This window comes from Mycobacterium sp. E2699 (genome assembly GCF_001666745.1).
Taxonomy (GTDB): domain Bacteria; phylum Actinomycetota; class Actinomycetes; order Mycobacteriales; family Mycobacteriaceae; genus Mycobacterium.
This window is the reverse complement of the sequence record NZ_LZJH01000033.1, coordinates 64,348-91,014: the sequence shown is the minus strand read 5'-3', so window position 1 is coordinate 91,014 and position 26,667 is coordinate 64,348. Positions and strand designations below refer to the sequence as shown.

Annotated in this window: 23 protein-coding genes and 1 pseudogene; 12 read left to right on the top strand and 12 right to left on the bottom strand. The window is 70.1% G+C overall.

All coding sequences use genetic code 11. The features are described 5' to 3' along the window. Positions 1-13 precede the first annotated feature (13 nt). Together A5696_RS03635 and eccCa are read right to left on the bottom strand one after the other, a co-directional pair. Entirely contained in the window at positions 14-1,258 is a 1,245-nt protein-coding gene (locus A5696_RS03635) for a type VII secretion-associated protein (protein ID WP_067873798.1), read from the bottom strand. Next, positions 1,255-4,875, bottom strand: coding sequence for a type VII secretion protein EccCa (gene eccCa / locus A5696_RS03630; protein WP_067873551.1), 3,621 nt, complete (start codon positions 4,873-4,875; stop codon positions 1,255-1,257). Before eccCa ends, A5696_RS03635 begins: the two co-directional genes overlap by 4 nt. A gap of 129 nt (positions 4,876-5,004) precedes the next feature. Between eccCa and eccD the strand changes: the two genes are divergently transcribed. Together eccD and mycP are read left to right on the top strand one after the other, a co-directional pair. Further along, positions 5,005-6,351 carry a type VII secretion integral membrane protein EccD gene (gene eccD, locus A5696_RS03625; protein ID WP_231964217.1) on the top strand — a complete coding sequence of 449 codons (1,347 nt, stop codon included), beginning with the start codon at positions 5,005-5,007 and terminating at the stop codon, positions 6,349-6,351. Next, positions 6,336-7,626, top strand: a pseudogene (gene mycP, locus A5696_RS29065) (type VII secretion-associated serine protease mycosin). Before eccD ends, mycP begins: the two are co-directional and overlap by 16 nt. Here the strand turns inward: mycP and eccB are convergent. Continuing rightward, positions 7,591-8,982, bottom strand: coding sequence for a type VII secretion protein EccB (gene eccB / locus A5696_RS03615; RefSeq protein WP_304442245.1), 1,392 nt, complete (start codon positions 8,980-8,982; stop codon positions 7,591-7,593). The pseudogene mycP and the gene eccB sit on opposite strands and share 36 nt — an antisense overlap. Positions 8,983-9,111: 129 nt before the next feature. On the opposite strand from eccB, the gene A5696_RS03610 reads away from it, so the two are divergent. Both A5696_RS03610 and A5696_RS03605 read left to right on the top strand, forming a co-directional pair. Beyond that, positions 9,112-9,951 carry a cutinase family protein gene (locus tag A5696_RS03610; RefSeq protein ID WP_067873544.1) on the top strand — a complete coding sequence of 280 codons (840 nt, stop codon included), beginning with the start codon at positions 9,112-9,114 and terminating at the stop codon, positions 9,949-9,951. 50 nt (positions 9,952-10,001) lie between these two features. Further along, a complete protein-coding gene (locus A5696_RS03605; protein WP_369803284.1) occupies positions 10,002-10,628 on the top strand; it encodes a cutinase family protein in 627 nt (208 codons plus the stop codon). A 52-nt stretch (positions 10,629-10,680) separates the two neighbouring features. On the opposite strand, the gene truA is transcribed toward A5696_RS03605, so the two are convergent. From truA to infA, 8 genes are all read right to left on the bottom strand, one after another. After that, positions 10,681-11,601, bottom strand: coding sequence for a tRNA pseudouridine(38-40) synthase TruA (gene truA, locus A5696_RS03600; protein WP_082956422.1), 921 nt, complete (start codon positions 11,599-11,601; stop codon positions 10,681-10,683). After that, positions 11,531-12,181: a 50S ribosomal protein L17 gene (rplQ, locus tag A5696_RS03595; protein ID WP_067873535.1), complete on the bottom strand. Its 651-nt coding sequence runs from the start codon at positions 12,179-12,181 to the stop codon at positions 11,531-11,533. Before rplQ ends, truA begins: the two co-directional genes overlap by 71 nt. Positions 12,182-12,251: 70 nt before the next feature. Next, positions 12,252-13,295, bottom strand: a complete 1,044-nt coding sequence (locus A5696_RS03590) for a DNA-directed RNA polymerase subunit alpha (protein WP_067873533.1) — start codon at positions 13,293-13,295, stop codon at positions 12,252-12,254. Positions 13,296-13,423: 128 nt separating this feature from the next. After that, on the bottom strand, positions 13,424-14,029 hold the full coding sequence (rpsD, locus tag A5696_RS03585) for a 30S ribosomal protein S4 (protein ID WP_067873530.1): 606 nt from the start codon (positions 14,027-14,029) through the stop codon (positions 13,424-13,426). A 10-nt stretch (positions 14,030-14,039) separates the two neighbouring features. Next, positions 14,040-14,459: a 30S ribosomal protein S11 gene (rpsK, locus tag A5696_RS03580; RefSeq protein ID WP_067873528.1), complete on the bottom strand. Its 420-nt coding sequence runs from the start codon at positions 14,457-14,459 to the stop codon at positions 14,040-14,042. Positions 14,460-14,462: 3 nt separating this feature from the next. Then, a complete protein-coding gene (rpsM, locus tag A5696_RS03575; RefSeq protein WP_066907568.1) occupies positions 14,463-14,837 on the bottom strand; it encodes a 30S ribosomal protein S13 in 375 nt (124 codons plus the stop codon). Positions 14,838-15,011: 174 nt separating this feature from the next. Then, entirely contained in the window at positions 15,012-15,125 is a 114-nt protein-coding gene (rpmJ, locus tag A5696_RS26870; RefSeq protein WP_003879483.1) for a 50S ribosomal protein L36, read from the bottom strand. Between the two features lie 42 nt (positions 15,126-15,167). Further along, positions 15,168-15,389, bottom strand: coding sequence for a translation initiation factor IF-1 (gene infA, locus A5696_RS03570; protein ID WP_003418601.1), 222 nt, complete (start codon positions 15,387-15,389; stop codon positions 15,168-15,170). 250 nt (positions 15,390-15,639) lie between these two features. Between infA and A5696_RS03565 the strand changes: the two genes are divergently transcribed. After that, a complete protein-coding gene (locus tag A5696_RS03565) occupies positions 15,640-17,307 on the top strand; it encodes an FAD-dependent oxidoreductase (protein ID WP_067873522.1) in 1,668 nt (555 codons plus the stop codon). Next, the gene (locus A5696_RS03560; RefSeq protein ID WP_067873519.1) at positions 17,304-18,788 is read left to right on the top strand and encodes an ATP-binding protein; all 1,485 of its coding nucleotides are present in this window, start codon (positions 17,304-17,306) and stop codon (positions 18,786-18,788) included. Before A5696_RS03565 ends, A5696_RS03560 begins: the two co-directional genes overlap by 4 nt. A gap of 34 nt (positions 18,789-18,822) precedes the next feature. Here the strand turns inward: A5696_RS03560 and A5696_RS03555 are convergent, their stop codons facing one another. Continuing rightward, entirely contained in the window at positions 18,823-20,628 is a 1,806-nt protein-coding gene (locus tag A5696_RS03555) for a serine/threonine-protein kinase PknD (RefSeq protein WP_255380944.1), read from the bottom strand. 222 nt (positions 20,629-20,850) lie between these two features. On the opposite strand from A5696_RS03555, the gene A5696_RS03550 reads away from it, so the two are divergent. The 6 genes from A5696_RS03550 (at position 20,851) to A5696_RS03525 (ending at position 26,667) form a co-directional block, all read left to right on the top strand. Next, positions 20,851-21,705, top strand: a complete 855-nt coding sequence (locus A5696_RS03550) for an LLM class F420-dependent oxidoreductase (protein WP_067873513.1) — start codon at positions 20,851-20,853, stop codon at positions 21,703-21,705. Positions 21,706-21,725: 20 nt separating this feature from the next. After that, positions 21,726-22,592, top strand: a complete 867-nt coding sequence (locus tag A5696_RS03545) for an LLM class F420-dependent oxidoreductase (RefSeq protein ID WP_067873510.1) — start codon at positions 21,726-21,728, stop codon at positions 22,590-22,592. 28 nt (positions 22,593-22,620) lie between these two features. Continuing rightward, positions 22,621-23,616 (top strand): dTDP-glucose 4,6-dehydratase, encoded by a 996-nt coding sequence (rfbB, locus tag A5696_RS03540; protein ID WP_067873792.1) that lies wholly within the window; start codon positions 22,621-22,623, stop codon positions 23,614-23,616. Between the two features lies 1 nt (position 23,617). After that, positions 23,618-24,226: a dTDP-4-dehydrorhamnose 3,5-epimerase gene (rfbC, locus tag A5696_RS03535; RefSeq protein ID WP_067873509.1), complete on the top strand. Its 609-nt coding sequence runs from the start codon at positions 23,618-23,620 to the stop codon at positions 24,224-24,226. An 18-nt stretch (positions 24,227-24,244) separates the two neighbouring features. Next, positions 24,245-25,090 (top strand): SDR family oxidoreductase, encoded by an 846-nt coding sequence (locus A5696_RS03530; RefSeq protein ID WP_067873502.1) that lies wholly within the window; start codon positions 24,245-24,247, stop codon positions 25,088-25,090. Positions 25,091-25,212: 122 nt separating this feature from the next. After that, positions 25,213-26,667, top strand: coding sequence for a PecA family PE domain-processing aspartic protease (locus tag A5696_RS03525; RefSeq protein WP_067873499.1), 1,455 nt, complete (start codon positions 25,213-25,215; stop codon positions 26,665-26,667).

Here is a 26,667-nt window from a genome sequence, read left to right as displayed (position 1 = left end):
CCGATTCGCCGACTCATCCGATCGCGTGGGCGGACCGCACCGCCTGCTCGCACGCCTCCCGAACGGCCTCCTCGCCGCCGGGGCGGCTCTGGCAGCCGACGCTGATCCGGACCGGACCGTCCAGCAGCACGGACCAGCGCACGTGGTGTGTGCCGCGCACTTCGCGGTACGTCACCGCCGGGCGGCCCGCGCTGCTCCCGGAAGGGTTGAAATCGACGAACACCCCGGTGGCCTCCGCGTCGATCGCGCGCTTCAGCCGCTCGGCGGTGGCCCCCAGCGTCTCGCCGGGCACCGGCGACTGCGTGACGTGCAACGCCACCTCGGGATCCGTCGGCGAGGTGACCTGTACCCGCGCCGACCCGGGGCCGGTCACCACCCGCTGCGCCAACCAGTTCGCGGGCACCGTCAACGCGACGCGGCCCTCGACGAGCAATGTCGTCGGCACCGGCAGCACCGTGGCCGGGGGCGGTCCGCCCCCGCGGCGGGGCGCCCCGCCCGAGATCGCCAGCGGCAACGCCGTCAGCGCGACGACGGCCGCCGCAAGCCCGGCCACGGTCCGCGCGCGGGACCGGGCGTCTCCGGTTGCGGCGCCTGCCCCGGCCTCGGGTGGGGCGGGCACCTCGTCCGGCACCGACCGAGCCAGCTCGGCGTCACCGATCTCCACCACCGCCCGCCCGCTACCGCGCACCGCCCCGGCGATCAACGCGGCGAGGGTCGGACCCCCGGCAACCGTGCCGGGCGCGTCGATCAGGACGACCGCCGACGGGTGATGGGCATCGCCGGCGATGACCGTGGCCACCTCCTCAGCAACCGAATGCTCGTCGGCAACGCGCGGTATCGCGGCGACCTCGGCGCCGGTGATCGCCACCAGCCGCTCGGCGACCTCCACGACCACCGTCGCCTCGCCGCGGGCGTCCGACGCGCGCGCCAGCAGCCACGACCGCGGACGCGCCAGCGCGTCAACCCCCGGCATGGTGGCGGCCCTGGTCACCACGTCGACACGGGCCGGCGGCCACCAGGACGGATGCACCACGAGCACGCCGTCGCAGTCCGCACACGTCAGTGATCTCAGCGCGGCGCGCCACAGCGAACCGACGGCGACCGGTCGCCCACCGACCAGTGCGACCCGATCGTCAATCGCGCCCAGCGCCACCCGCACGGTCTCCGAGACATCGCCGCCCGCCACACCACTTGTCCCACAACATAATCGGCGGATCGTTCCGGGCCCGGCCTCGATGACGGCCCGATGGCGTGTCACGGCGGCGGGACCCACGCCACCTGGACAAGCTGGTCGTCACCGGCGCGGGTCGCCAGAACGCCACGGCCCGGCGGCAGGCGCTGCGGGCGCCCGGCCCCCCACGGCGTGCTTTCGTCCGGGCGCCCGCTCATCGTCAACGTCATGCAGCCGAGGTCACGCAGCCCCGTCAACAGCGGCTCGAACAGGGCGCGCTCTGCACCGCCGCGGCGCGCCACCACGAGATGCAGCCCCAGATCCTTTGCGTACGGCAGGTAGTCGACGACGGCCCCGAGCGGGTTGCCCGCGGCCGTGGCGACCAGGTCGTGGTCGTCGATCAGGACATAGAGGTCGGGCCCGGACCACCAGGACCCGGCACTGAGCTGCGCCGGGCTGGCGTCCGACGGGGGCATCCGCCGGCGCAGGGAATCGAGCAGATCCGGCACCGTCGCGCCCAAGGCGGCCGGCGACCCGGCGTAGCCCGCGAGGTGTTCCGACTCGACGACGCCCAGCAGGGAGCGGTGGAAATCGACGATCAGCAGCTGGGCCTCCGCGACGGTCTTGGTCCGGACTATCTCATGGCACAGGGTCCGCAACGTGGCGGTCTTTCCGCACCCGGTGTCCCCGAGGATCAGGAGGTGCGCGTGGCGCCCGAAATCGACTGAAACCGGACGCAATCCGCGCTCCTGAAGGCCGAGCAGGACGCACGCACCGATCTCGGCACCCGCTCGCTGCACCACGACGTCGTGGTCGACGTGCCGGGGAAGCAGCGCTATCGGGGGCGCGGCGGGACCATCGGTACGGAACCTGTCGGTGGGCAGCGCGAGGACCATGTGCAGGCCCTCGCGGGATAGTCCGCGGCCCGGCCTGTCGAGGGGTACTTGCTGCGCCCGTTTGCGGTCGATCTCGGAATCCGCCGGGTCGCCCAGCCGCAACTCGATGCGGGTGCCGATCTGATCCCTCAGCGACGGCCTGATCTCGGCCCAGCGCGACGCCGACAACACCACATGAACGCCGAACGAAAGACCCTGGGCCGCAAGGGCGCTGACCGGCGCCTCCAGTTCCTCGAACTCGCGACGCAGGCCCGCCCAGCCGTCGACGACGAGGAAGACGTCGCTGAGGCGATCGCCGTCACCCGAGACAACATTTCGGTGCTCCTGGCGGTACCGGACGATGGCTTCGATCTCGGCGACCACCCGCCGGACCAGCTCGGGTTCGGCCCGGCCGGCGACGGCGCCGACGTGCGGCACGGTTCGCACGGAGCCCAGCGCCCCGCCGCCGAAGTCCAGGCAGTAGAACTGCGCCCGTCCCGGACCGTGGGTGGCCGCCAACGCCGTGATGAGCGTGCACAATGCCGTCGACTTGCCGGATCGGGGCGCCCCGACGAACGCGACATTGCCTGCCGCTCCGGACAATTCGGCCAACAGCGGCGCGCGGCATTGCTCGAAGGGACGGTCGACGACACCGATCGGCACGGTGAGGCCGTCCAGCGCCGGTGCGCGGTCGCGGAGCAGGTCGTCCAGTGCCGGTGCCGCCCCGAGCGGGGGCAGCCAGACTTGGTGCGCGGGCGGCCCGTGTCCGGCCACCCGGTCGAGGACGCACTCCAGCACGGTCCGCGTGCCCTCGGTCCCGACGGCGCGGGTAACCCGGCCGGCCGCCCGCGAGCTGAACACCCGCGCCGGAGGCGTCGGCGCGTGCGCGGGGCCGGTCGCCGTCAACCGCCCCGAAACGAACGCGGCCTGAAACCGAATCGACTCGCCGCTGCCGGTGCTCAAAAACCCCGCGCCCGGCGCGTTCGGCAGCTGGTATGCGTCAAGCGTTCCCAGCACCGCGCGTGATTCGCCGGCGGTCAGGGTCTTCAGGCATATCCGATAGGCCAGGTGGGCTTCCAGGCCGCGCAGGCGGCCCTCGTCGAGCCGCTGGCTGGCCAGCAACAGATGCATGCCCAGCGACCGGCCCAGCCGGCCGATCGCGACGAACATGTCGGCGAACTCGGGATGCTGGCTGAGCATTTCGGAAAACTCGTCGATGATGATCAACAGCGTCGGCAGGGCGGCCAGCTGGCCGCCGGCCCGGCGCGCGCGGTCGTATGCCGCGACGCTGGCACAGCGTGCCGCCCGGAGCAGCCGTTGCCGGCGGTCCATCTCGCCGCCCAGCGCGTCGCGCATGCGGGTGACCAGCGGCGCCTCGTCGGCGAGGTTGGTGACGACGGCGGCGACGTGCGGCGCCCGCGCCAGGTCGAGAAACGTTGCGCCCCCTTTGAAGTCGATCAGCAGCAGATTGAGCTCTTCCGGGGAGTTCCGGGCCACCATCCCCAGCGCGATGGTGCGCAGCAGCTCGGACTTGCCCGACCCGGTGGCTCCCACGCACAGCCCGTGCGGGCCCATGCCATTGTCGGCCGCCTCCTTGATGTCCAGTTCGATCGGTGTGCCGTCGAGCGCGGTGCCCAGCGGGACGCGCAACCGCTCACGGTGGTTCCGGTTGTGCCACAACGTGATCGGGTCGAAGTCGGCGAGATCTCCCAGGGCCGCCAGGTCGGACCACGCGCCGTCCGCCGCGCCCGCCCGATACGCGGCGAGCCGCCGGGCACAGGTCAGCGCGTCGACCAGTTCCATGCGGTCGGGACATGGCAACGGCTGGGGTTCGTCGTCCCGCCGAATCGTCACCGGGGCGCCGGGGCGGTGGCAACCGGCCTCGAGCAGGGTGCACCCCGTGATCGCACCGGACGTCGCCCGCTCACCCAGGTCGACGACCACGATCGCGTGGGGGACCGCATCGGCGAGCGCACGCCGCGCCTCCGGCAGGCTCGGATACACCATCCGCGCGGACCCGACCGCATCGGTGGCCGTCGGATGTTGATTGTGCGGCAGCCACTTCAGCCAGTCCCAGTGCCGCCGATTCGGATCACCGACGGCCGCTGCGATGAGCAAGCGATCCGGCGGATGCAGCACGGCCAGCTGGCAGATCATCGCGCGCAGCAGTGCACGTACCGAGGCCACATCTCCGTCGACCGTCACCGTTGCAACCCCGAACAGGGCGACCGTGACGGGCGCGTCCGCGAGGACCGCGTTGGCTGTCAGGAAGCGATGGAGTGCCGTCGCGGTGACCGGATCCGAGGCATCGCGGGCCGGCGGGTCCGGCGCTACCAACCGGGCGGCAAGCGGTAGGTTCCCGATCCCGACCCGGGCGAGGCAGAAATCCGGATCGGACGCTCTGCGCTCCCACATGCGGGGACCGCCGATCAGGGTCCACAGCGTGTCGGGGTCGGGGTGGCTCCAGCGCAGCGACAGTCGTTGCGCGGTAGCGATTTCGGTGACCGTTGCGCGGAGCCGGCTGAGATAGCCGAGGTACTCGACCCGGTCGGTGTCGATGCCGCGCCCCTGCCTGCGGCCGCGGCCCGCGGCCACCGCGACGGATGCCAGCGTCATCGCCGGGAACGCCAGGAAAATCGGATTGCGGGCGGCGGTCGACCCCGAGAAGAACACGGCCGTCATCACACCGAGACCCGCGATCGAGGCGGCAACCGGCAGCCAGCCGGGCGATCGAGGCGGCGGGGGGCTCGGCGGCGCCTCGACAGCGATGTCCGCGGTTGCGACCGCAGGCGCCGGCCGCCGCCCCACGGGCACAAAGCATTGAGTCATCTCGACCCCTTCCCACCGTCGGGCGACGGTAGCAGCGCCGAAACCGGCCGCAAGTCGGCTGTGGATAACCGGATGCCGGGAGATCGGGAGCCGCCTACGGTGCCGGTAGTCCGACCGAAGGGATCACCATTGCCCGGATCCGATCTGGCGCTGCGCCGCGTGGCGATCCACGCCGGCGCCGCCGTCGCCGACGTCGCCCTGCCGGCCGGCGTCCCGGTCGCCGTCCTGATGCCGTCGATCGTCGACATCCTCGGCGGCCGCGGGAATGAGTGTGCCGGTGAACTGGTGGCGAGGCGCTACCGGTTGTCCCGGCCCGGTGCGGCCCCGTTGGGAGGAACGTTGGCCCAGAACGGGATCCAAGACGGCGAGGTGCTCGTCTTGACCGACTCCGCTGACCCGCCGCCCGCTCCCCGTTATGCGGACCCGGCTGAGGCCGTGGCGGCGACGCTGGACTCGACGGCCCGGCCGTGGAGCCACTCCCGGCAGGCGACCCGCCTGACGGGCGCGATCGCGGCGATCGCGCTCACCGGCATCGGTGCGCTGGCGCTCATCCGAAACGCGTTCAGCGCCAATGTCACCGGCGCCACGCTCGCCGTCACGGCATCCGCGGCCCTGGGGGCACTGATCGGTGCGGCGATCGCGCACCGCACCTACGGGGATGCGTTCGCCGGGCTGGCGCTGAGCCTGATCGCCACCGCCTTCGCCGCGGTCGCCGGTTGCCTCGCGGTGCCCGGCGCCCCCGGGCTCCCCAGCGTGGTGCTGGGTGCGACGGCGGCCGTCGTCGCCTCAATGGCGGCGATGCGCGCATCGGGCTGCGGCGTCATCACATTGACCGCCGTATCGTGCGCCGCAACGATCATCGCCGCGGCGGCCCTGGCCGGCGTGATCACCGCCGCACCGCCGCGCGTCATCGGGTCGGTGTCCGCGTCGGTGTCCCTGGGTCTGCTCGGCGTGGCGGCGCGGGTGTCGATCGTTCTTGCCGGGCTGTCACCGCAGCGCCCGCCCGCCGCGGACCTCGACGCCAAGGCGATCCGTGCCGACACCTGCCTGACCAGTCTGCTCGCCGCGTTCGCGTCCGTGGCCACCGTCGGTGCGGTGGTCACCGTGCTCGGCGGCGCACCGCGGCCGCAGCACATCGCCGTCGGCGCACTCACCGGCGCGGCTCTGCTGCTGCGGGCCCGTTCGGGCAACGGGACCAGGAGGCTGGTGTTCGTCGCCTGCGGGACGGTCATTACCGCAACAACTTTCGCCGTCGTTGCCGCCGGCACGCCACATGGCGCGTGGACGGCGGCGTTGACGGCGGCGCTGGCCGCCGCGGCGATGCACCTGGGGTTCGTCGCGGCGGCCATATCGACCTCACCGTTGATACGCCGCGGTGTCGACGCGCTGGAGGGTCTGACCCTGGTCGCGATGGTGCCCGCGACGTGCTGGGTATGCGGCCTCTACAGCGCCGCTCGCGGATGGCATCTCGGGTGAGCGTGTCACGCCTCATGGCGGTGTCGGCGCTTGCGTCGCTTCCCCTGCTGGGAGTGCCTGCCGCGCAGGCGGTTTCGCCGCCTTCGATCGACGACAAGTGGCTGCCCGAGCCGGCTCTGCCCGCGCCGCCGTGGCCGACCCTGCAGCGCGAGGTTTGCGCGCCGCTGACGGCGGCCTCGGCGAAAGACGGCACCCACCTCCCCGATCTCGTCGACCTGCGCCGGGCCTGGCAGTTCACCCGCGGTGCCGGACAACGCGTGGCGGTCATCGATACCGGCGTCTCGCCCCACCCCCGGCTACCCGCCGTCGTGCCGGGCGGCGACTACGTTTCAACCGGCGACGGCGCCCAGGATTGCGACGCGCACGGCACCCTGGTGGCCGGGATCATCGCGGCTGCGCCCGATCCCGGGGCCGACGGCTTCACCGGGGTGGCGCCCGAGGCCACCGTGATCAGCATCCGCCAGTCCAGTTCCAGATTCGCCCCCGCCACCGACCGCTCCCGCGCCGGGGTCGGCGACGTCGAGACGATGGCCAAGGCCGTCCGAACGGCCGCCGATCTCGGCGCGTCGGTGATCAACATCTCCTCCGTGGCCTGCGTTCCCGTCGGCTCGGCACCCGACGATCGGGCCCTGGGCGCCGTCGCCGGTTGAAACGTAGTCGCCGCCCGGCACGACGGCGGGTAGCCGGGGGTGGGGCGAGACGCCGGTATCGATGACCGCCACGCGTTGTCCGGCACCGCGGGTGAACTGCCAGCCCGGCCTGGTCGACGACTTGGTGCTCACCGTGGGTTCCGTCAACGCCGAAGGCGCACCGTCGGCCTTCACGCTTGCCGGACCCTGGGTGGACGTCGCCGCCACCGGCGAGGCGGTGAGTGTGTTCGGCGCACAACCGGTTTCGGGCACCAGCTATGCGGCTCCGGTGGTCAGCGGGCTGGCCGCGCTGATCCGGGCCCGCTTCCCCGCGTTGACCGCGCGGCAGGTGATGCAGCGCATCGAGTCGACCGCCCACCACCCGCCCGGCGGGTGGGATCCGACGGTGGGCAACGGCGTCATCGACGTGCTGGCGGCGATGAGCACCGACTCCGGCCCGCCCGCGACCGCGATCACCACACCCACACCGGCGCCGCTTCCGGTGATCATGCCGCCGCAGCACCCGCCGGATTCGCGGGCCCGCGGCGTCGCGCTGCGTGGCGCGGCCGTCGGTCTCGTTGCGCTGCTGGGCCTCCTGGCGGCCGGACGGCTACGGGCTTCCCCCAACCGTGTCGCGCGCGACTGACGCGCTCTGCCTGCTCAGTTCCGGCCCCGGCGGCAGGGCCGCCAACACCGACCATGGCGCCGGAATAGGCGCCGGCAGACCAAGATCGCGCGCCGCGTCGTCGTCGCGGATCGCAAAGCGCACCCCGGTGTCGGTGACCAGATAGCGCGCGCCGGCTCGGTTGCCGTCCCGCACATAGGCGCTGTGGCCGGGCGGCAGGAACACCGCGTCCAGCGCCGGACCGCGACCGTCGGCCTGCGACAGGGGCACCGCAGCCCGGCCGGCCGGCACCGGCAGGCCGCTACCGATCAGGAACGCGATGTCGAAATTTCCCGATGTCCCGGGCCGCGCGGTGACGCACAGGATGCTGCCGCCGTCCAGCTCCGGCGCCCGGTCCGGGAAACCCGCCAGCGGCAACGTGTTCGCGACCGCCGCGGCGCGGATCGCATCGGGCGCGACGGTGATGGCGTTGGCGGTTTCGTGCGAATCGCCGAAGCGCAGGAGTTCGGCGGCCACCCGCCCGATCCGCTGGACTCCGACGGGCAAAACGACGTAATACTCGTCGGCATCGCCGCGCGGGACGCGCAGCACGCTGCCGACCGTGAAGCCGGGCAGCCAGGGCACCGCCGCGCCCGACGCGCGAATCCGCGGGGTCCGTATCGGCGAGCCCTCGGGCACCGCGTTCAGCAACGCCTGCGACACGAGCCGCGGCGCGCGGCCCTCCAGCCGCAGCGCGCGCACCACCGCGGCATCGGCGAGGTCCACCACCGCCCGCTGACCGTCGTAAAGCAGGTAGGCCGGCGAGTCCGGCGCGCCCGCGACGAGGAGGGCACGCCCGGAAGCCAGGCGGTGGACCGGCGATTCGGCAGCCGGCCCGACGACGACGGTCGTCGCGCCAGTCGCGTCGGCATCGCAGATCGTCCACACGGACGCGTCCGCGGGCAGCGTCTCGCCGATGAACTGCGGCGCACCCGGAATGCCCAGCAGCGGACCGCGTTTGGTGCCTGCCAAATCCGACTCCCGCACCGGTTGCGGGTTGGCGGCCGTCCCCGCGATCAACCGCGCCGAGGCCAGGTTCGGTACGGGGTGCCAGACGTCGCCCACCCGCACGTAGAGCGCCCCGGATTCCCGGCCCATGACGATCCGGGCCTGCCCGAAATCCGCCTGCGGCCGCAGCGCACCCAGCAACGCGCACCCGGCCAGCGCGACGGCCGCGACAACGCACCCGACCGCGAGCGATGCGCTCTGGGTGCGCAGCGGTTCGTCCGCGGCGTCGATGTCACGCCCCAGCAGGGCGCACTCCAGCCTGCGCAGCAGGAATCGGTAGCCGCTGACCTGCAACCGGCTCGTCGGCCGGCGCAGCTGCGAACTGTCCAAAATACCCCCGGCAAATTTGTGGAATCCGTCTCCCCGCTCCAGTCAAACCGCAGGTAGGCGCGGGCGCCCGCGGTTGTCCACAGGCCGGCGAATTTTCCCCTCTTCGCTGGTTGCGGGTACTATTCCGGCGTGTCTTCCCACCGCATCGGTCGCTGGGTGGGCCCGGGGGTTTCTGCAGTGCTCACCGCCGCCGGCCTGCTCCTGTCCCCGACGGCGACGCCGGTCGCCTCCGCCTTCGACTGCCCGGACGTCGAGGTCATCTTCGCCCGCGGCACCAACGAGCCGCCCGGCCTCGGCCGCGTCGGCGACGCCTTCGTCGACTCGCTGCGCCAGCAGACCGGCCTGAACATCCTGCCCTACGGGGTCAACTACGCGGCCAGCAAGCTGCAGCTGCACGGCGGCGACGGCGCCAACGACACCATCGACCGCGTCAAGAAAAGCGTGGAGACGTGCCCGAACACCAAGATCGTGCTGGGCGGCTACTCGCAGGGCGCCTCGGTGATGGACATCGTGGCCGGCGTTCCCATCGGCGGCATCAACTGGGGCAACTCCCTGCCGCCGCAATACGCGAACAACATCGCGGCCGTCGCCACCTTCGGCGACGTGGCCGACCGCGCCGGCGGAACGCTGCCGGCCCAGAGCGCGCTGCTGGGCTCCAAGGCGATCGACCTGTGCAATCCGCAGGACCCGATCTGCCACGCGGGTCAGGGCAACGAGTGGAGCGGCCACACCGAGGGCTACGTCCCGGCGTACACCACGCAGGCCGCCGCGTTCGTCGCATCCAGGCTGATGACCGGGACCAACCCGCAGGTGCCCGGCTACGGGCCGCAGACGCCCGGCTACCCGCCGCAAGCACCGGGTTACGGCCCGCAGGCGCCTGGTACCAGCCCGTCGGTGCCCGGTAACGTCCCGGCGCCGAACGCGCCGGGCGCGCCGGCGCCGGTGAATCCTCAAGCGCCGCTTGTCTAAATCGTTACCGGGGCTTGATCCTGGGCCCGTAGCCTCGTCGTGTGAGGCTTATCCGCTTGGGGCTGACCGCCGCATTCCTTGCGGCGGTCGCGCTTTTCGTCGTCCCGAAGCTGCTGCCGCTGGCCTCCGCGTCGTGCCCGGACGTGGAGGTGGTGTTCGCCCGGGGCACCGACGAGCCGCCGGGTGTGGGGAAGGTGGGCCAGGCCTTCGTCAACTCGTTGCGCCAGGACACCCGCAAAAGCGTTGGGGCGTACGGGGTTAACTATCCCGCCAACAAGGACTTCCTGGCCGCCACCGACGGCGCGAACGACGCCAGCAACCACATCCAGCAGATGGCCAACAACTGCCCGAAGACGAAGATGGTGCTCGGCGGGTATTCGCAGGGCGCCGCCGTCATCGACATCGTCACCGCCGCACCGCTTCCCGGGCTCGGCTTCCGTCAGCCCCTGCCCGCCGCCGCGGCCGATCACGTCGCCGCCGTCGCCCTGTTCGGAAATCCGTCCGCGCGGGCCGGCGGGCTGATGAGCGCGCTCACGCCGGATTTCGACGGCAAGACCATCGACCTGTGCAACCCCGGCGACCCGATCTGCTCGAACGGCAACAAATGGAGTGCGCACCTGGGCTACGTGCCCGGATTGACCAACCAGGCCGCAAGTTTCGTCGCGGGCAGGGTCTAGCCCCGATGGCGGCGACCCGCGTCGCCCGACTGAGCCGGGCTCCCGATCGCCTCTAGCCCGGCGTGCGGAGGTCCCTGGTGATCAGGATCCGCGCGGCCAGTTGGTCGTCGGGCGGGTAATCGACGCCGACCATCGTCAACCCGTGTGCCGGCGCGGCGGCGAAGTCGCTGGAGCGGTCCGTGGCCGAAAGCAATTCGCGGCACCAGGACACCGGGCGCCGGTGCTCGCCGACGGCCAGCAGCGCCCCGACCAGCGACCGCACCATCGACCAGCAGAACGCGTCGGCGGTGACGTGCGCGGTGACCAGGTCGTCGTCGCGTGACCAGTCCAACCGCTGCAGATCGCGGATGGTGGTGGCGTTCTCCCGCTGACGGCAGAACGCCGCGAAGTCGTGCAGCCCCACCAGGTTTCGCGACGCGACGGCCATCGCCTCGACGTCCAGGTCGCGGGGCCAGGCGGTGACGTAGCGGGCCTGCTGCGGCTGCACCCCATACGGCGCCGTCGACAGCCGGTACACGTAATGGCGTCGCAACGCCGAGAATCGGGCGTCGAAACCCGCTGGGGCGCGGGCGATGTCGAGCACGCGCACGTCGGTCGGCAGGAACCGGCCCAGCCGGCGGACCAGCGGCAGGAACTCCGGCTCACCCGTCCGGAGTGCGCGCGGGTAGGCGTTCGGCAACGCGTCGGCGGGCACGTCGACGTGGGCGACCTGCCCGGTGGCATGGACCCCGGTGTCGGTGCGCCCGGCGGCGCGGAGCCGCACCGGAACGCGGAAGACCGTCGTCAGCGCCTCGTCGAGGACGCCGGCGACGGTCCGCTGCCCGGCCTGGGCCGCCCAGCCCGCGAATTCCGTTCCGTCGTAGGCGATGTCGAGCCGCAGACGGACCTGAGAATCCGGGTCGTTAACTCTCGTCAGCCTCGTCGCTCGCCTCGGCGGCCTCGGCTTCGGCCCTCGCGGCCACAGCCTCGTCATGCTTCTCGGCGGCGGCGGCCTCGGCCTCCGTGGCCTCGCCGGCCCCGGTCTCGGCCGGCTCGACGGCCTCTTCGGCGGGCTCGGTCAGCTCGTCGGCCGTCGGGCCCTCCGCCGCCTCCGGCTCGACCGCCGCCTGCGGCGCCGCCGCGGCCGCCACCGGCGCGTCGGACGTCTTCTTCGACGCCTTCACCCGGCGCGCCCGGTCCGCCTCGGAGGTCACGGTCTTCTCCCGCACCAGCTCGATCACGGCCATCGGGGCGTTGTCGCCCTTGCGCGCCTCGACCTTGATGATGCGGGTGTAGCCGCCGTTGCGGTCGGCGAAGAACGGCCCGATCTCCTCGAACAAGGCGTGCACCACGTCCTTGTCGCGGATCTTCTTGAGCACCTCCCGACGGTTGTGCAGCGTGCCCTTCTTGGCGTGCGTGATCAGCTTCTCCGCGTACGGCCGCAGCGCACGGGCCTTGGGCTCGGTCGTCTTGATCCGGCCGTGCTCGAACAGCGACGTGGCCAGGTTGGCCAGCAGGGCCTTCTGGTGCGAAGACGACCCGCCGAGGCGAGGGCCCTTGGTGGGCTTGGGCATTGCACTATCTCCTCAGTGGGGGCCGACCCCCGTATCAGGTAGGGCCGGGACGGGATTCTGTTGTAGGCCTTTACAGCTGTTCGGTTTCCGCGTAGTCCTGGTCGTCGTAGGCGGCCTCGGTGGACCAGGTGCCGGTGGCGACGTCATAGCCGGCGACCTCCGACGGGTCGAAGGTCGCGGGGCTGTCCTTGAGCGACAGGCCCAGCTGGTGCAGCTTGACCTTCACCTCGTCGATGGACTTCTGGCCGAAGTTGCGGATGTCCAGCAGGTCGGACTCGGTGCGGCTGACCAGTTCGCCGACGGTGTGCACGCCCTCGCGCTTGAGGCAGTTGTACGACCGCACGGTCAGGTCCAGGTCGTCGATCGGCAGCGCGAACGACGCGATGTGGTCGGCCTCGGCCGGCGACGGCCCGATCTCGATGCCCTCGGCCTCGACGTTGAGTTCGCGTGCCAGGCCGAACAATTCGACCAGCGTCTTGCCGGCCGAGGCCAGCGCGTCGCGCGGGGTGATCGAGCTCTTGGTCTCCACGTCCAGGATCAGCTTGTCGAAGTCGGTGCGCTGCTCGACACGGGTGGCGTCCACCTTGTAGGTGACCTTGAGCACCGGCGAGTAGATGGAATCGACCGGGATGCGGCCGATTTCGGCGCCCGAGGCCCGGTTCTGCACCGCCGGGACGTAGCCGCGGCCGCGCTCGACGACGAGCTCGACCTCGAGCTTGCCCTTGTCGTTCAGGGTCGCGATGTGCATGTCGGGGTTGTGCACGGTCACACCGGCCGGCGGCACGATGTCACCCGCGGTGACCTCGCCGGGACCCTGCTTGCGCAGGTACATGGTGACCGGCTCGTCCTCCTCCGAGGACACGACCAGGCCCTTGAGGTTCAGGATGATGTCGGTGACGTCTTCCTTCACGCCGGGCACGGTGGTGAACTCGTGCAGCACGCCGTCGATGCGGATGCTGGTGACGGCCGCGCCGGGGATCGACGACAGCAGCGTGCGCCGCAGCGAATTGCCCAGGGTGTAACCGAATCCCGGCTCCAACGGCTCGATGACGAACTGGGACCGGGTGTCGGTGAGGACTTCCTCGGACAGTGTGGGTCGCTGTGAGATCAGCATGGTGTTTCTTCTTCTCCTTCTCGGCACCCGCTATTTGATGCCGCCGTGTTGTCCGCTCCGACCCGCCGCGCCCGGCTTCGCCGCGCTTGCGATCGTCGCAGACCTGAACCAGGTTGGTACAGGGGTCTTTACTTCGAGTAGTACTCGACGATCAGCTGCTCGGTGAGCGGCACGTCGATCTGCGCGCGGTCGGGCAGCTGGTGGATCAGGATGCGCTGCCGCTCCCCCACGACCTGCAGCCAGCCCGGGATCGGGCGGTCACCCGCGGTCTCCCGCGCGATCTGGAACGGCACCGTGTTCAGCGAGCCGTCCCGCACGTCGACGATGTCGTACTGCGACACCCGGTAGCTGGGGACGTCCACCTTCACGCCGTTGACGCTGAAGTGCCCGTGGCTCACCAGCTGGCGGGCCATCCGTCGGGTGCGCGCCAGGCCGGCGCGGTAGACGACGTTGTCCAGCCGGCTCTCGAGGATGCGCAGCAGTTCCTCACCCGTCTTGCCGGGCTGCCGGACGGCCTCCTCGTAGTAGCGGCGGAACTGCTTCTCCATCACGCCGTAGGTGAAGCGGGCCTTCTGCTTCTCCTGCAGCTGCAGCAGGTACTCGCTCTCCTTGATCCGCGCGCGGCCGTGCTGGCCGGGCGGGTAGGGACGCTTCTCGAACGCCTGGTCGCCGCCGACGAGGTCGGTGCGCAGCCGGCGCGACTTGCGCGTGATGGGTCCGGTGTAACGAGCCATGATTCTTTCCCTAGACCCTTCTGCGCTTCGGCGGACGGCATCCGTTGTGCGGCTGCGGCGTGACGTCGGAGATCGCCCCGACCTCCAGGCCCGCCGCCTGCAGCGAGCGGATCGCGGTCTCACGGCCCGAACCCGGGCCCTTCACGAACACGTCGACCTTGCGGACCCCGTGCTCCTGGGCCTTGCGGGCGGCGTTCTCCGCGGCCAGCTGCGCGGCGAACGGCGTCGACTTGCGCGAGCCCTTGAAGCCGACATGGCCCGACGACGCCCAGGCGATGACGTTGCCCTGCGGGTCGGTGATCGTCACGATCGTGTTGTTGAACGTGCTCTTGATGTGCGCGGCGCCGTGCGGGATGTTCTTCTTTTCCCGCTTCCGGGTCTTGTGCTGCCCCTTCTTGGGGGCCGAGCCGCTCGCCTTCTTCGGTGGCATTGATTACCTGGCCTTCTTCTTGCCCGCGATGGTGCGCTTCGGGCCCTTGCGGGTGCGCGCATTGGTCTTGGTCCGCTGGCCGCGCACCGGCAGGCCGCGGCGGTGCCGCAGACCCTGGTAGCAGCCGATCTCGATCTTGCGGCGGATGTCGGCCTGGACCTCCCGGCGCAGGTCACCCTCCACCTTGAGGTTGGCCTCGATGTAGTCACGCAGGTGGGTCACCTGGTCATCGGTGAGGTCCCGCGTGCGCAGGTCCTTGTCGATGCCGGTGGCGGCCAGGATTTCGTTGGCGCGGGTACGGCCGACGCCGAAGATGTACGTCAGCGCGATCTCCATCCGCTTGTCGCGTGGGAGATCGACGCCTACTAGTCGAGCCATAGGTGGCGTTTCCTCTTAATCTCGTGCGGAGGTCTGATCCCAGCCCGTTCCCGGCCCCTTCGGGGGTGGGGCCCGGCCTCCGTCCGGGCGTGGCTGAACTGGCCCATATCTGGATATGCCAGCCGTTCAGTGGTGCTGGGAGGTCATCATTTAGTTGTTCAGCAGGCGGGAGCTCTAGCCCTGGCGCTGCTTGTGGCGCGGATCGGAGCAGATCACCATGACCCGCCCATGCCGACGGATCACCCTGCACTTGTCACAGATTGGCTTGACGCTCGGGTTCACCTTCACGGCTGGTCGATCCTGTTCTTCTCGTTGTCCGAATTCGGGCTGTCACTTGTACCGGTACACGATGCGGCCCCGGGACAGGTCGTAGGGAGACAGCTCCACCACCACCCGGTCCTCGGGCAGGATGCGGATGTAGTGCTGCCGCATCTTGCCGCTGATGTGGGCGAGCACCTTGTGACCGTTCTCCAACTCAATGCGGAACATCGCATTGGGCAGGGGTTCGACCACGCGGCCCTCGACCTCGATGGCACCGTCCTTCTTGGCCATACTTGTCAGAAATCCTCGTCATTCGTTTCGTTCACGTCAGCGCCCGGATGAGCGCAACATTCGCCCGACTTGAAACGTGAGCCGGTGACAGGAAATTCCTAGGGACTGGGCACGCAAAAAGTCGGCGCGGATGCCGCACCGTTGGTCCACGATACCTGGTAATTCGCCCCCACCAAAATCGCCGGCAGCTGAATCGGCGCCGCCTCCTCGACCCGCCACACGTCGCCTGACGAGCGCATACTTGAGGCCGATGACGAATCCCGCCGCCGCCCCCCGCAAACCCGTGCTGCTGACCGTCGACGACGACCCCGCGGTCTCCCGCGCGGTGGCCCGGGACCTGCGCCGCCAATACGCTGACCGGCACCGCATCGTCCGCGCCGACTCCGGCCCCGACGCCCTGGAAACGCTCAAGGAGCTCAAGCTGCGCGGCGAGACCGTCGCGGTGCTCATCGCCGACTACCGGATGCCGCAGATGAGCGGCATCGAGTTCCTCGAGCGGGCGATGGACCTCTACCCGGCCGCCCGGCGCGTGCTGCTGACCGCCTACGCCGACACCCACGCCGCCATCGATGCGATCAACGTCGTGGACCTGGACCACTACCTGCTCAAGCCGTGGGACCCGCCGCAGGAGAAGTTCTATCCCGTCATCGACGGGCTGCTGGACGCCTGGCGGGCGGCGCCGGAACATCCCATCCCGCACACCAAGGTGATCGGGCACCGGTGGTCGGCGCGATCCTGGCAGGTGCGCGACTTCCTGGCCCGCAACGGGCTGCACTACTCGTGGTTCATGGCCGACGACCCCGACGGCGAGCGGTTGCTGAAGGCCGCCGGCGCGGATTGCCTGCGGCTTCCGGTCGTCGTCACCGAGCGCGGCGACACCCTCGTCGAACCGACCGACGCGCAGCTGGCCGACACGCTGGGCCTCACCACGACGCCGTCGCAGGAGTTCTACGACCTGATCGTCATCGGCGGCGGGCCCGCGGGCCTGGCCGCCGCGGTCTACGGCGCCTCGGAGGGCCTGCGCACGGTGCTGATCGAACGCACCGCGACTGGCGGTCAGGCCGGCCAGAGCTCGCGCATCGAGAACTACCTCGGCTTTCCCGACGGGGTCTCGGGTGGCCAGCTGGCCGAACGCGCGCGCCGGCAGGCCGAGAAGTTCGGCGCGGAGCTGATCACCGCGCGGGCCGCCACGGCGCTGGAGGTCAACGGCTCCAAGCGCACCGTGCGGTTCGCCGACGGCGGCTCCGTCGACGCGCACGCGGTCATCCTGGCCACCGGCGTCGCGTATCGCCAGCTCGGCGCCGACGGATGCAACGAGCTGACCGGCCGCGGCGTCTACTACGGCGCGGCGGTCTCCGTCGCGACGGAGTGCGCGGGCGAGGAGGTGTACGTCATCGGCGGGGCCAACTCGGCCGGCCAGGCCGCGATGTATCTGTCCCGCGAGGCGAAGTCCGTGACCATCGTGGTGCGCGCCCCGTCGCTGGACGCGTCGATGTCGTACTACCTGATCGAACAGATCAAGCAGCGACCCAACATCACCGTGCGCACCTGCACCGAGGTGCAGCGCGCCGTCGGCGCCGACCACCTGGAGAGGCTGACCCTGGTCGACAACCGGACGGGCGCCACCGAGGACGTCACCTGCGCCCGGATGTTCATCTTCATCGGCGCCGCGCCGCGCACCGAGTGGCTCGACGGGGTGGTCGCCCGCGACGACCGCGGCTTCGTCCTCACCGGACCGGACCTGCGCAACGTGTGCGGCTGGACGCTGGACCGCCCGCCGCACCACCTGGAGACCAGCGTGCCGGGCGTGTTCGCCACCGGCGACGTGCGCGCCGAGTCCGCCAAACGCGTCGCGGCCGCCGTCGGCGAGGGATCGATGGCCGTGATGCTGGTGCACCGCTACCTCGCCGAAGCATGACGGCCAAGACGCCCTGCGAGCCCGACGAGCTGCGCAGCCTGTTCCTCTTCGAGGCCCTGTCCGACGAGCAACTCGCGGTGTTGTGCGCCAACGGGCACATCGAGAACTACGAGCCCGGCCCGATCTGTGTCGAGGGTGAGCCGGCGACCTGCTTGTACGTCCTGATCGAGGGCGAGCTGGCGATGTCGAAGCTCTCCGGCGGCCAGGACATCGAGACCAATCGGACCTCGCAACGCGGGGTGTACTGCGGCGCGTGGCGGGCGTTCACCGGTCAGCTGCACCGGCAGAGCTACGACGCGTCGGTGTCGGTCACCAAGCCGTCGCGCTTCTTCGTGCTCGACGCGCCCGCGTTCGCCCAGTTCATGAAGGACCAGTTCCCGATGGCCGTCCACCTGCTCGACGGGATGGCGGTCGGCCTGGAGCGCACCCGCCGGATCATCGACAACCGGGAGAAGCTGCTCGCGTTGGGCCAGTTGTCCGCCGGGCTGACCCATCAGCTGAACAACCCGGCCGCGGCCACCGTCCGCGCGGCGTCCGAGCTGCGCGAGCGGGTCGCCGGGATGCGGCAGAAACTCGCGATGCTCGCCGACGGCACGGTCACCCCGGACGCGCTGCGCGCGCTGGTGCGCCTGCAGGAGGAGGTCGCCGCCCAGGTCGCCAAGTCCGCCTCGGGGGACATGACCGCGATCGAGACGGCCGACCTGGAGGACGCGGTCGGTGAGTGGCTCGAGGACCACGGCGTCGAGGGCGGTTGGGACATCGCACCGACCTTCGTCGAGGGCGGCATCGACACCGATTGGCTGGAACGGATAGCCGCGGCGACGGCGGAGCCCGGCGCGTCGACGTCGCTGGAGAAGGCCGTCCGCTGGCTGACCTACACCGTCGAAGGCGAACTGCTGCTGAACCAGATCCTCGAGGCGAGCAAGCGGATCTCGGCGCTGGTCGCCGACGCCAAGCAGTATTCGCAGATGGACCGGGCGCCCTTCCAGGTGGCCGATGTGCACGAACTGCTGCACAGCACGCTCACGATGTTCGCCGATCGGTTGGGCCGGGACCCGAACAAGGACAAAGCCGTCCGGGTGGTCAAGGAATTCGACCGGTCGCTTCCCCAAATCCCTTGCTATCCAGGCGATCTCAACCAGGTGTGGACGAACATCATCGACAATGCGATCGCGGCGATGCGCGACGGCGGCGGCACACTGACCATCCGCACCGGCCGGCAGGGCAACATGGCCCGAATCGAGATCTGCGACACCGGGCCGGGGATCCCCGACGACGTGCGCGAGCGCATCTTCGAACCGTTCTTCACCACCAAACCGTTCGGGGAAGGCACGGGCCTGGGGCTGGACCTCGCGTTCAACATCGTCGTCAAGAACCATCGGGGCGACCTGCGCGTGGAATCGGTTCCGGGCGACACGCGGTTCATCGTGCTGCTGCCGCTGGACGCGCCGCCGGCCCAGGAGCCGGATCTTCCGGAATAGGGGCGTCGCGGCGCGGGTTGGGGACGACCATTCCCTATCGCTGCGGCAGCGCCACGATCTTGTTGTTGTGGCCGGCCACGTAGACCGTGCCGTCGACGCCAACCGCGAGCCCCCAGGGATAGTCCAGGCTGGCGAACGGCAGGATGACTTGCTCGCTCGAGCCCGGCGGAAGCTTCAGGGCCCGATTGTGCGCACTGTCGGTGACGTACACCGCACCGTGAGTGTCCACCGTCACCCCGCCGGGAGTGGAGAGGCCGGTGAAGGGCAACGTGCTTTGGACGGTCGAGCCGCGGGCCAGTGCCAGGACCCTGTTGTTCCCGCCGTCGGCTACATAGATCGTTCCGTTGTCGGCTACCACCAAACCGGTGGGAGCGTTGAGACCGGTGAAGGGTAGGACGGTTTCCGTGGTCGAGTGGGCGGGAAGGGCAACTACCCGATTCTTTTGGGTGTCGGTGACGTAGACGGTGTGGGCGCGGTCCACGGTCAGGCCGGTCGGGTTGCCGAGGTCGTTGAACGGCAGCTGAAATTGTTTCTTCGAGCCGGCGGCGAGCACCACCACCCGCTTGTTTCCGGCGTCGTTGACGTACACGGCGCCGGTGTCGTCCGTTGTCACACCGGTCGGAAAGCTCAGGTTTTCGAACGGCAGCAAGGTCTGCTCCTTCGAACCCGCGGTCAAGCCCAGCACCCGGTTGTGCAGCGTGTCGGCGACGAACACGGTGCCGCCACGATCCACCGTGACGCCTTCGGGCTCACGCAGGCCGCTGAAGGGCAAGGCCGTCTCCAGGGGGCCGCCACCGCGCTCGCTGACGGCAACCAGAGCAACCACCACGGCAACGACGGCGAGCAGGGCGGCTACCGAGATGCGCACAGATCTGCGCACCCACCACGGGCGAGACGGCGCGACCCGCGAAGACGCCGCAGGTGCGCTCGTCGGGGACGGCCGGTCGACAGAGTTGGCGGGGTTTTCAATGTTTTCGGGGTTTTCACTGTTTTTAGTGGCTGCGTTGTGCGGGGCCGCGAGTGGCTCAACCGGGGGCGGCGAGCTCGGCGTGGTGAGGGCCTCGCGGGCGGCTGCCGCCAGCTCCGGCGCGGTGTCGTAGCGGTCGCTCGGCCTCTTGGCCATGCCCTTGGCGATAACCGCGTCGAAGCCTCGCGGCAGCGCCGGGTTGGAGTCCGACGGCCGTGGCGGCGGGGCGACCACGTGGTTGCCGATCTGTTGCTCCAGGGTATAGCCCCCGATTGCGTGCTCCGCGGTCAAGCACTCATACAGAACGCAGGCCAACGCGTAAACATCCGAGCGGGCGTCAACCGCAGGGGCGCCGGTGTCTTCGGTTTGGAACCGTTCCGGGGCCATGTAGCGGAAAGTCCCCACCATGCCGCCCGTCGTCGTCAAACCCCGCTCGTCGGCGGTGCGGACGAGCCCGAAATCGATCAGGTAGGCATAGTCCTCGTCGTCGAGCAGGATGTTCGACGGTTTCACGTCGCGGTGCAACAGCCCCACCCTGTGGGCCGCATTCAGTCCCTTGGCGATCTGCTCGATGACGTGCACCGCCCGGGCCGGCGTCAGCGGCCCGCTGTCCAAGACGGACTGCAGGTCTCGGCCCTCGACCAGCCGCATGTCCAGGAACAGCCGTCCTTCGACCTCCCCGTGGGTGTGGATCGGGACGATGTGCGGACTGTTCAGTTGCGCAACCGCATGGGCCTCGCGCCGGAACCGATGCTGAAAGACCTCATCGCGGGAAATGTCGGCGGACAATATTTTGAGCGCGACAATCCGGTCGATGACGGTGTCGTAAGCCCGCCACACCAAGCCCATGCCGCCACGACCCAGCACTTCGATGAGCTGGTAGCGCCCGAACGAAATTTCTTGCAGAACGCCTCCCGGAGCACCGTTTCAGCACCATAACGCGCCCCCGACCATGGTGGCAGGTGTTCGGCGGGTCTGCTGTGCGGGGTCGGCGGGAATTGCACCGGGATTTGCCCGACCGCGCGAATCAGACACGCGGGCAAGCCGCGCATCCGGCAAGGAATAGGGCGGGGCGGCGGGCGGGTTGGGAAAACCATGACCGACTCCGCTCCCAGTAAACCCAATCTCGGCCGGTTCGGATCGTTCGGACGCGGCGTGACGCCCCAGCAAGCCAAAGAAATCGAATCCCTGGGCTACGGCGCCGTCTGGGTGGGCGGTTCCCCGCCCGCCGAGCTGGCCTGGGTGGAGCCCCTCCTCGAGGCCACGACGACGTTGCAGGTGGCCACCGGCATCGTGAACATCTGGACGGCGGCCGCGGGGCCGGTGGCCGAGTCGTTCCACCGCATCGACAAGGCCTATCCCGGCCGCTTCCTGTTGGGCATCGGCGTCGGCCACCCCGAGGCGCACACCGAGTACCGCAAACCCGCTGATGCGCTTGCCGCGCTGGTGGGTTACCTGGACCAGCTCGACGAGTATGGTGTGCCGGCCCACCGGCGCGTGGTGGCGGCCCTGGGTCCGCGGGTGCTGAAGCTGTCGGCCGAACGCGCCGCCGGCGCCCACCCTTACCTCACCACGCCCGAGCACACCGCGCAGGCCCGCGAGCTGATCGGCGCGTCGGCGTTTTTGGCGCCCGAACACAAGGTGGTGCTCACCACCGACGCCGACCGGGCCCGCGCGGTGGGCCGGCGGGCGCTCGACATCTACTTCAACCTGGCCAATTACCGCAACAACTGGAAGCGGCTGGGCTTCGCCGACGACGAGGTCACCCGCCCGGGCAGCGACCGCCTGGTCGACTCGGTGGTCGCCTACGGCACGCCCGAGCAGATCGCCGCGCGGCTCAAACAGCACCTCGACGCGGGCGCCGACCACGTCCCCGTGCAGGTCCTGACCAAGGATGAAAACCTGGTCTCGGCGCTGGCCGAATTGGCGGGGCCGCTCGGACTGAGCTGACAGACATCGAGGGGGAGACGATGACCGAGGCAGTGGCGCTGAAACCCGATTTGGGGCGGTTCGGGGTGTGGCTGCCCACCCGGTCGATCACGCCCGAACTGGCCGCAAAGATCGAGTCGCTCGGCTACGGCGCTCTCTGGGTCGGCGGCTCGCCGGACGCGGACCTGGCCTGGGTCGACCCGGCCCTGGCGCAGACCACGTCACTGCAGCTGGCGACGGGAATCGTGAACATCTGGTCCGCGCCGGCGCCGGAGGTCGCCGAATCCTTCGCGCGCATCGAAAGCGCCCACCCGGGGCGGTTTCTGCTCGGCGTCGGGGTGGGTCACCGCGAGAGCACCGAGGAGTACACCAAGCCCTACGACGCCCTGGTCGGCTACCTCGACGCGCTCGACGCCGCGCTGGTGCCCACCAGCCGGCGGGTGCTCGCGGCACTGGGGCCGCGCGTGTTGCGGCTGGCCGCCGAACGCAGCGCCGGCGCCCACCCGTACCTGACCACGCCGGAACACACGGCCAAGGCGCGCGAACAGGTCGGCAACTCGGTGTTCCTGGCGCCCGAGCACAAGGTGGTACTCACCACCGACCCCGACGAGGCCCGCGCGATCGGCCGGCAGACGGCCGAGCGCTATCTGAGGCTGAGCAACTACGTCAACAACTGGCTGCGGCTCGGATTCACCCCGGACGACGTGCGCAGGCCCGGCAGCGACCGGCTGATCGACGCGGTGGTGGCCTACGGCACCCCGGAGGCAATCGCGCGGCGCCTCGGTGAACATTGCGAGGCCGGCGCCGACCACGTGGCGATCCAGGTGCTCGGCGCGCCGAACGAGGAGGCGCTGGTGTCGGCGCTGCGCGAGCTGGCCGGCCCGTTGGGACTAACTCCCCCAAACTGATCACCCGGCTCGGTTAGGGTGGGTGACCATGCGACTGCTGGTCACCGGTGGAGCCGGCTTCATCGGCGCGAATTTCGTGCACAGCACGGTGCGCGAGCACCCCGAGGACGCCGTGACGGTGCTCGACGCCTTCACCTACGCCGGGCGGCGCGAGTCGCTGGCCGACATCGAGGACGCCATCACGGTGGTGAAGGGCGACATCGCAGATGCCGCGCTGGTCGCCGCGCTGGTCGCCGAGTCCGACGCGGTCGTGCACTTCGCCGCGGAGACCCACGTCGACAACTCCCTGGAAGACCCGTGGACGACGCTGCAGACCAACGTGGTCGGGACCTTCGCGATCCTGCAGGCCGTGCGACGGCACGACGTCCGGCTGCACCACGTCTCCACCGACGAGGTCTACGGCGACCTGGAGCTCGACGAGCCCAGCCGGTTCACCGAGTCGACGCCCTACAACCCGTCGAGCCCGTACTCGGCGACCAAGGCCGCCAGCGACCTGCTGGTCCGGGCCTGGGTGCGGTCCTACGGCGTGCGCGCGACGATCTCCAACTGCTCGAACAACTACGGGCCGTATCAGCACGTCGAGAAGTTCATCCCGCGCCAGATCACCAACGTGCTCACCGGGCGCCGCCCCAAGCTGTACGGCGCGGGCACCAACGTTCGGGACTGGATCCACGTCGACGACCACAACAGCGCCGTCCGGCGGATCCTGGAAAAGGGTGAGAACGGCCGGACCTACCTCATCGCCGCCGAGGGCGAGCGCGACAACCTGACGGTCATGCGCGCGATCCTGCAGGCGCTGGGACGCGACCCCGACGACTTCGACCACGTCACCGACCGCGTCGGCCACGACCTGCGGTACGCGATCGACCCGACGTCGCTGTACAACGAATTGGGTTGGACGCCAAAGCATGCCAACTTCGAGGAAGGGCTGCGCGCCACCATCGACTGGTATCGCGCCAACGAGTCGTGGTGGCGACCCCTCAAGGACGCCACCGAGGGCCGCTACGAAGAACGGGGTCAGTGACATGGCGGTGCGCGAGCTCAAAGTCCCCGGCGCCTGGGAGATCACCCCGACCATCCACGGCGATTCCCGTGGCCTGTTCTTCGAATGGCTCACCGACCGCGCGTTCACCGAGTTCGCCGGCCATCGGCTCGACGTCCGGCAGGCCAACTGCTCGGTGTCCTCGGCCGGCGTGCTGCGCGGCGTGCACTTCGCGCAGGTGCCCCCGAGCCAGGCGAAATACGTGACCTGCGTGTCGGGTTCGGTCTTCGACGTCGTGGTCGACACCCGCATCGGCTCCCCGACATTCGGCCAGTGGGACTCCGTATTGCTCGACGACGAGGACCGCCGCACGGTCTACATCTCCGAGGGACTGGGCCACGGTTTCCTTGCGCTGCAAGACAATTCGACGATCATGTATCTGTGCTCGTCGGAATACAACCCGCACCGCGAGCACACCATCTGCGCGACGGATCCGGAGCTGGCCATCGACTGGCCGCTGGTCGACGGCGCCACCCCCACGCTGTCCGACCGCGACGCCGCGGCGCCCAGCTTCGAGGAAGTGCGGGCGTCCGGCCTCCTGCCCACCTGGGAGGAGACCCAGGCTTTCGTCGCCGGGTTGCGCGACAGATAGGCGAGTATTCTCTCGCCCATGGCGTCGAGCTTTCTGGGCAAGATCGCATTCGTCACCGGCGGCGCGTCCGGAATCGGCGCGGCGCTGGCGACCAGGCTGGTCGACGAGGGCGCCGAGGTCTGGATCGCCGATCGCCAGCTCGGGCCGGCACAGGAGCTGGCGGAACGCCTGGGCAGCGGTAACGCGAAGGCGCACGCGATCGAACTCGATGTGCGCGACTACCCGGCGTTCGAGAGCGCCGTCGCCGAGGCGGTGCGCCAATCCGGGCGGATCGACTACCTGTTCAACAACGCCGGCATCGGCGTGGGCGGCGAGGTCGACTCCTACGCGCTCGAGGACTGGAACGACGTGTTCGACGTCAACCTGCACGGCGTGGCGCACGGCATCCAGGCGGTGTACCCGATCATGATCCGGCAGCGCTCGGGCCACATCGTGAACACCGCCTCGATGGCCGGCCTGCTCGCCTCCCCCGGCGCCGTCAGCTACACCGCCGCCAAACACGCCGTCGTCGCGCTGTCGCGCGCGTTGCGACTGGAGGCCGGGCGCCACGGCGTCGCGGTGTCGGTGCTGTGCCCCGGGGCGATCCGGACGCCGATCCTCACCGGCGGCGTGTACGGACGGATGACCAAGACCGGCGCCGGCGACGAGGCGCTGCTCAAATTCTGGGAGCCGATGCGGCCGATGGCGCCGGAACGGTTCGCCGAACGTGTCCTTCGTGCCGTGGCGCGCGGGGACGCGATCATCATCGTGCCGGCCTGGTGGAGGGCGCTGTGGTATCTGGAGCGCCTCTCCCCGGCCGTGTCGGCGCAGGCCGCCAGGCTCACGCTGCGGCGCATGCGGAAAATGGATTCCACCGCCTCCTGAAGCGCGACCGAATCACGCTTGAAAACAAGCACTTTCGCCAACCAGCGGCGCTACTATCACGCTTGTCGCTGTAGTCGGGCCGCGACCGCTTCACGTGTGAGCCATTGCTCGGAGGGGGTCGGATGTCGTTTGTACTTGCGGTTCCGGATGTAATGGACGATGCGGCAACGCGTTTGGCGAGCATCGGCTCGGCGATCAGCGCCGCCCAGGCCGCGGCGGCCGCACCCACAACGGGGTTGCTGGCGGCGGCCGGTGATGAGGTGTCGAAAGCCGTCGCGGCCCTGTTTTCCCGGTATGCCTCGGGGTATCACGCGCTGGGTGCTCAGGCGGCGGCATTTCACACCCGGTTGGTGCAGACGCTCAACGCGAGTGCTGGCGCCTACCTCGCCGCCGACGCCGCCAATGCTTCGCCGCTGCAGACCCTCCAGGACGACCTGCTGGGCCTGATCAACGCGCCGACGAACGCGCTTTTCGGACGCCCACTGATCGGCAACGGCGCCGACGGGACGACGAACGCCCAAGGGGTGGGGACGCCCGGCGGCGCCGGCGGATTCCTGTCCGGCAACGGCGGCAACGGCGGCAACAGCACCGCCACCGGCGCGCCCGGCGGGGCGGGCGGGTCCGCCGGCCTGTGGGGAAACGGCGGGAACGGCGGGATGGGTGGGCCCGCCGCGCTTGGCGGCGCCGGCGGCCGGGGCGGCCTGTTGGGCGGTGCGGCCGGCGCCGCCGGCGCCCCCGGCATTGCCACGGTCCCAATCACGGTGCAAAACAACGACATCGTGGCGAACCTGTCGGTGGGCGGCGGACCGACCGCGTCCGTGGTGGTCGATACCGGGTCGCGGGGGCTCATTCTCCCGCCCCAGGACGTGAACACGGCGACCCTCGGCCCGCCCACCGGGAGCGGCAGCGTCGTCTACGGCGAACCCGGCAATACCTTGACCGTGAACTACAACACCTACACCACGACAGTGAATTTCGGGAATGGAATCGTGACCCGGCCGACCACCGTCGCCGTGGCCACTTCCGCGACCCAAACCATCGACTTGTTCTTTTCCAATCCAGTTCCGACTTCGCAAGTGCCGGCCATCTTGGGCGTCGGGGTCAATCCCCCCGGACCACTCGGCAGCAGCCCGGTGACGGCATTGCCCGGCAGTTTCGGTCAGGGTGTGCTGATCGATGAACCCAAGGGCGTAATGGAGTTCGGCACAAACCCGTTGCCCGCCATCGGCTCCGTGACCGGCGCCCCGTCCGCCACCCTGGACGTGCGTATCAACAACGGGGCGCTCCAACAGACTTCCGGCGCGTTCATCGATTCAGGCGGCCTGTACGGATACGTCCCGGACAATCTCAACCCTCCAAATGCCGGCGGTTACCTGCCGGCCGGAACCACCATTTCCGTCTACACCCCCGACGGGGCGACCTTGCTGTACACGACGACGGCCGGTTCGCAACAGACGTCCGTCGTGTCGAGTTTGCTGGGTGGCAACTTCAATACCGGGATCGCTCCGTTCCTACAAGATCCGATCTACCTCTCGTACAGCCCCGGAGGCACCGGGACAACAATTTTCGACGCGTGA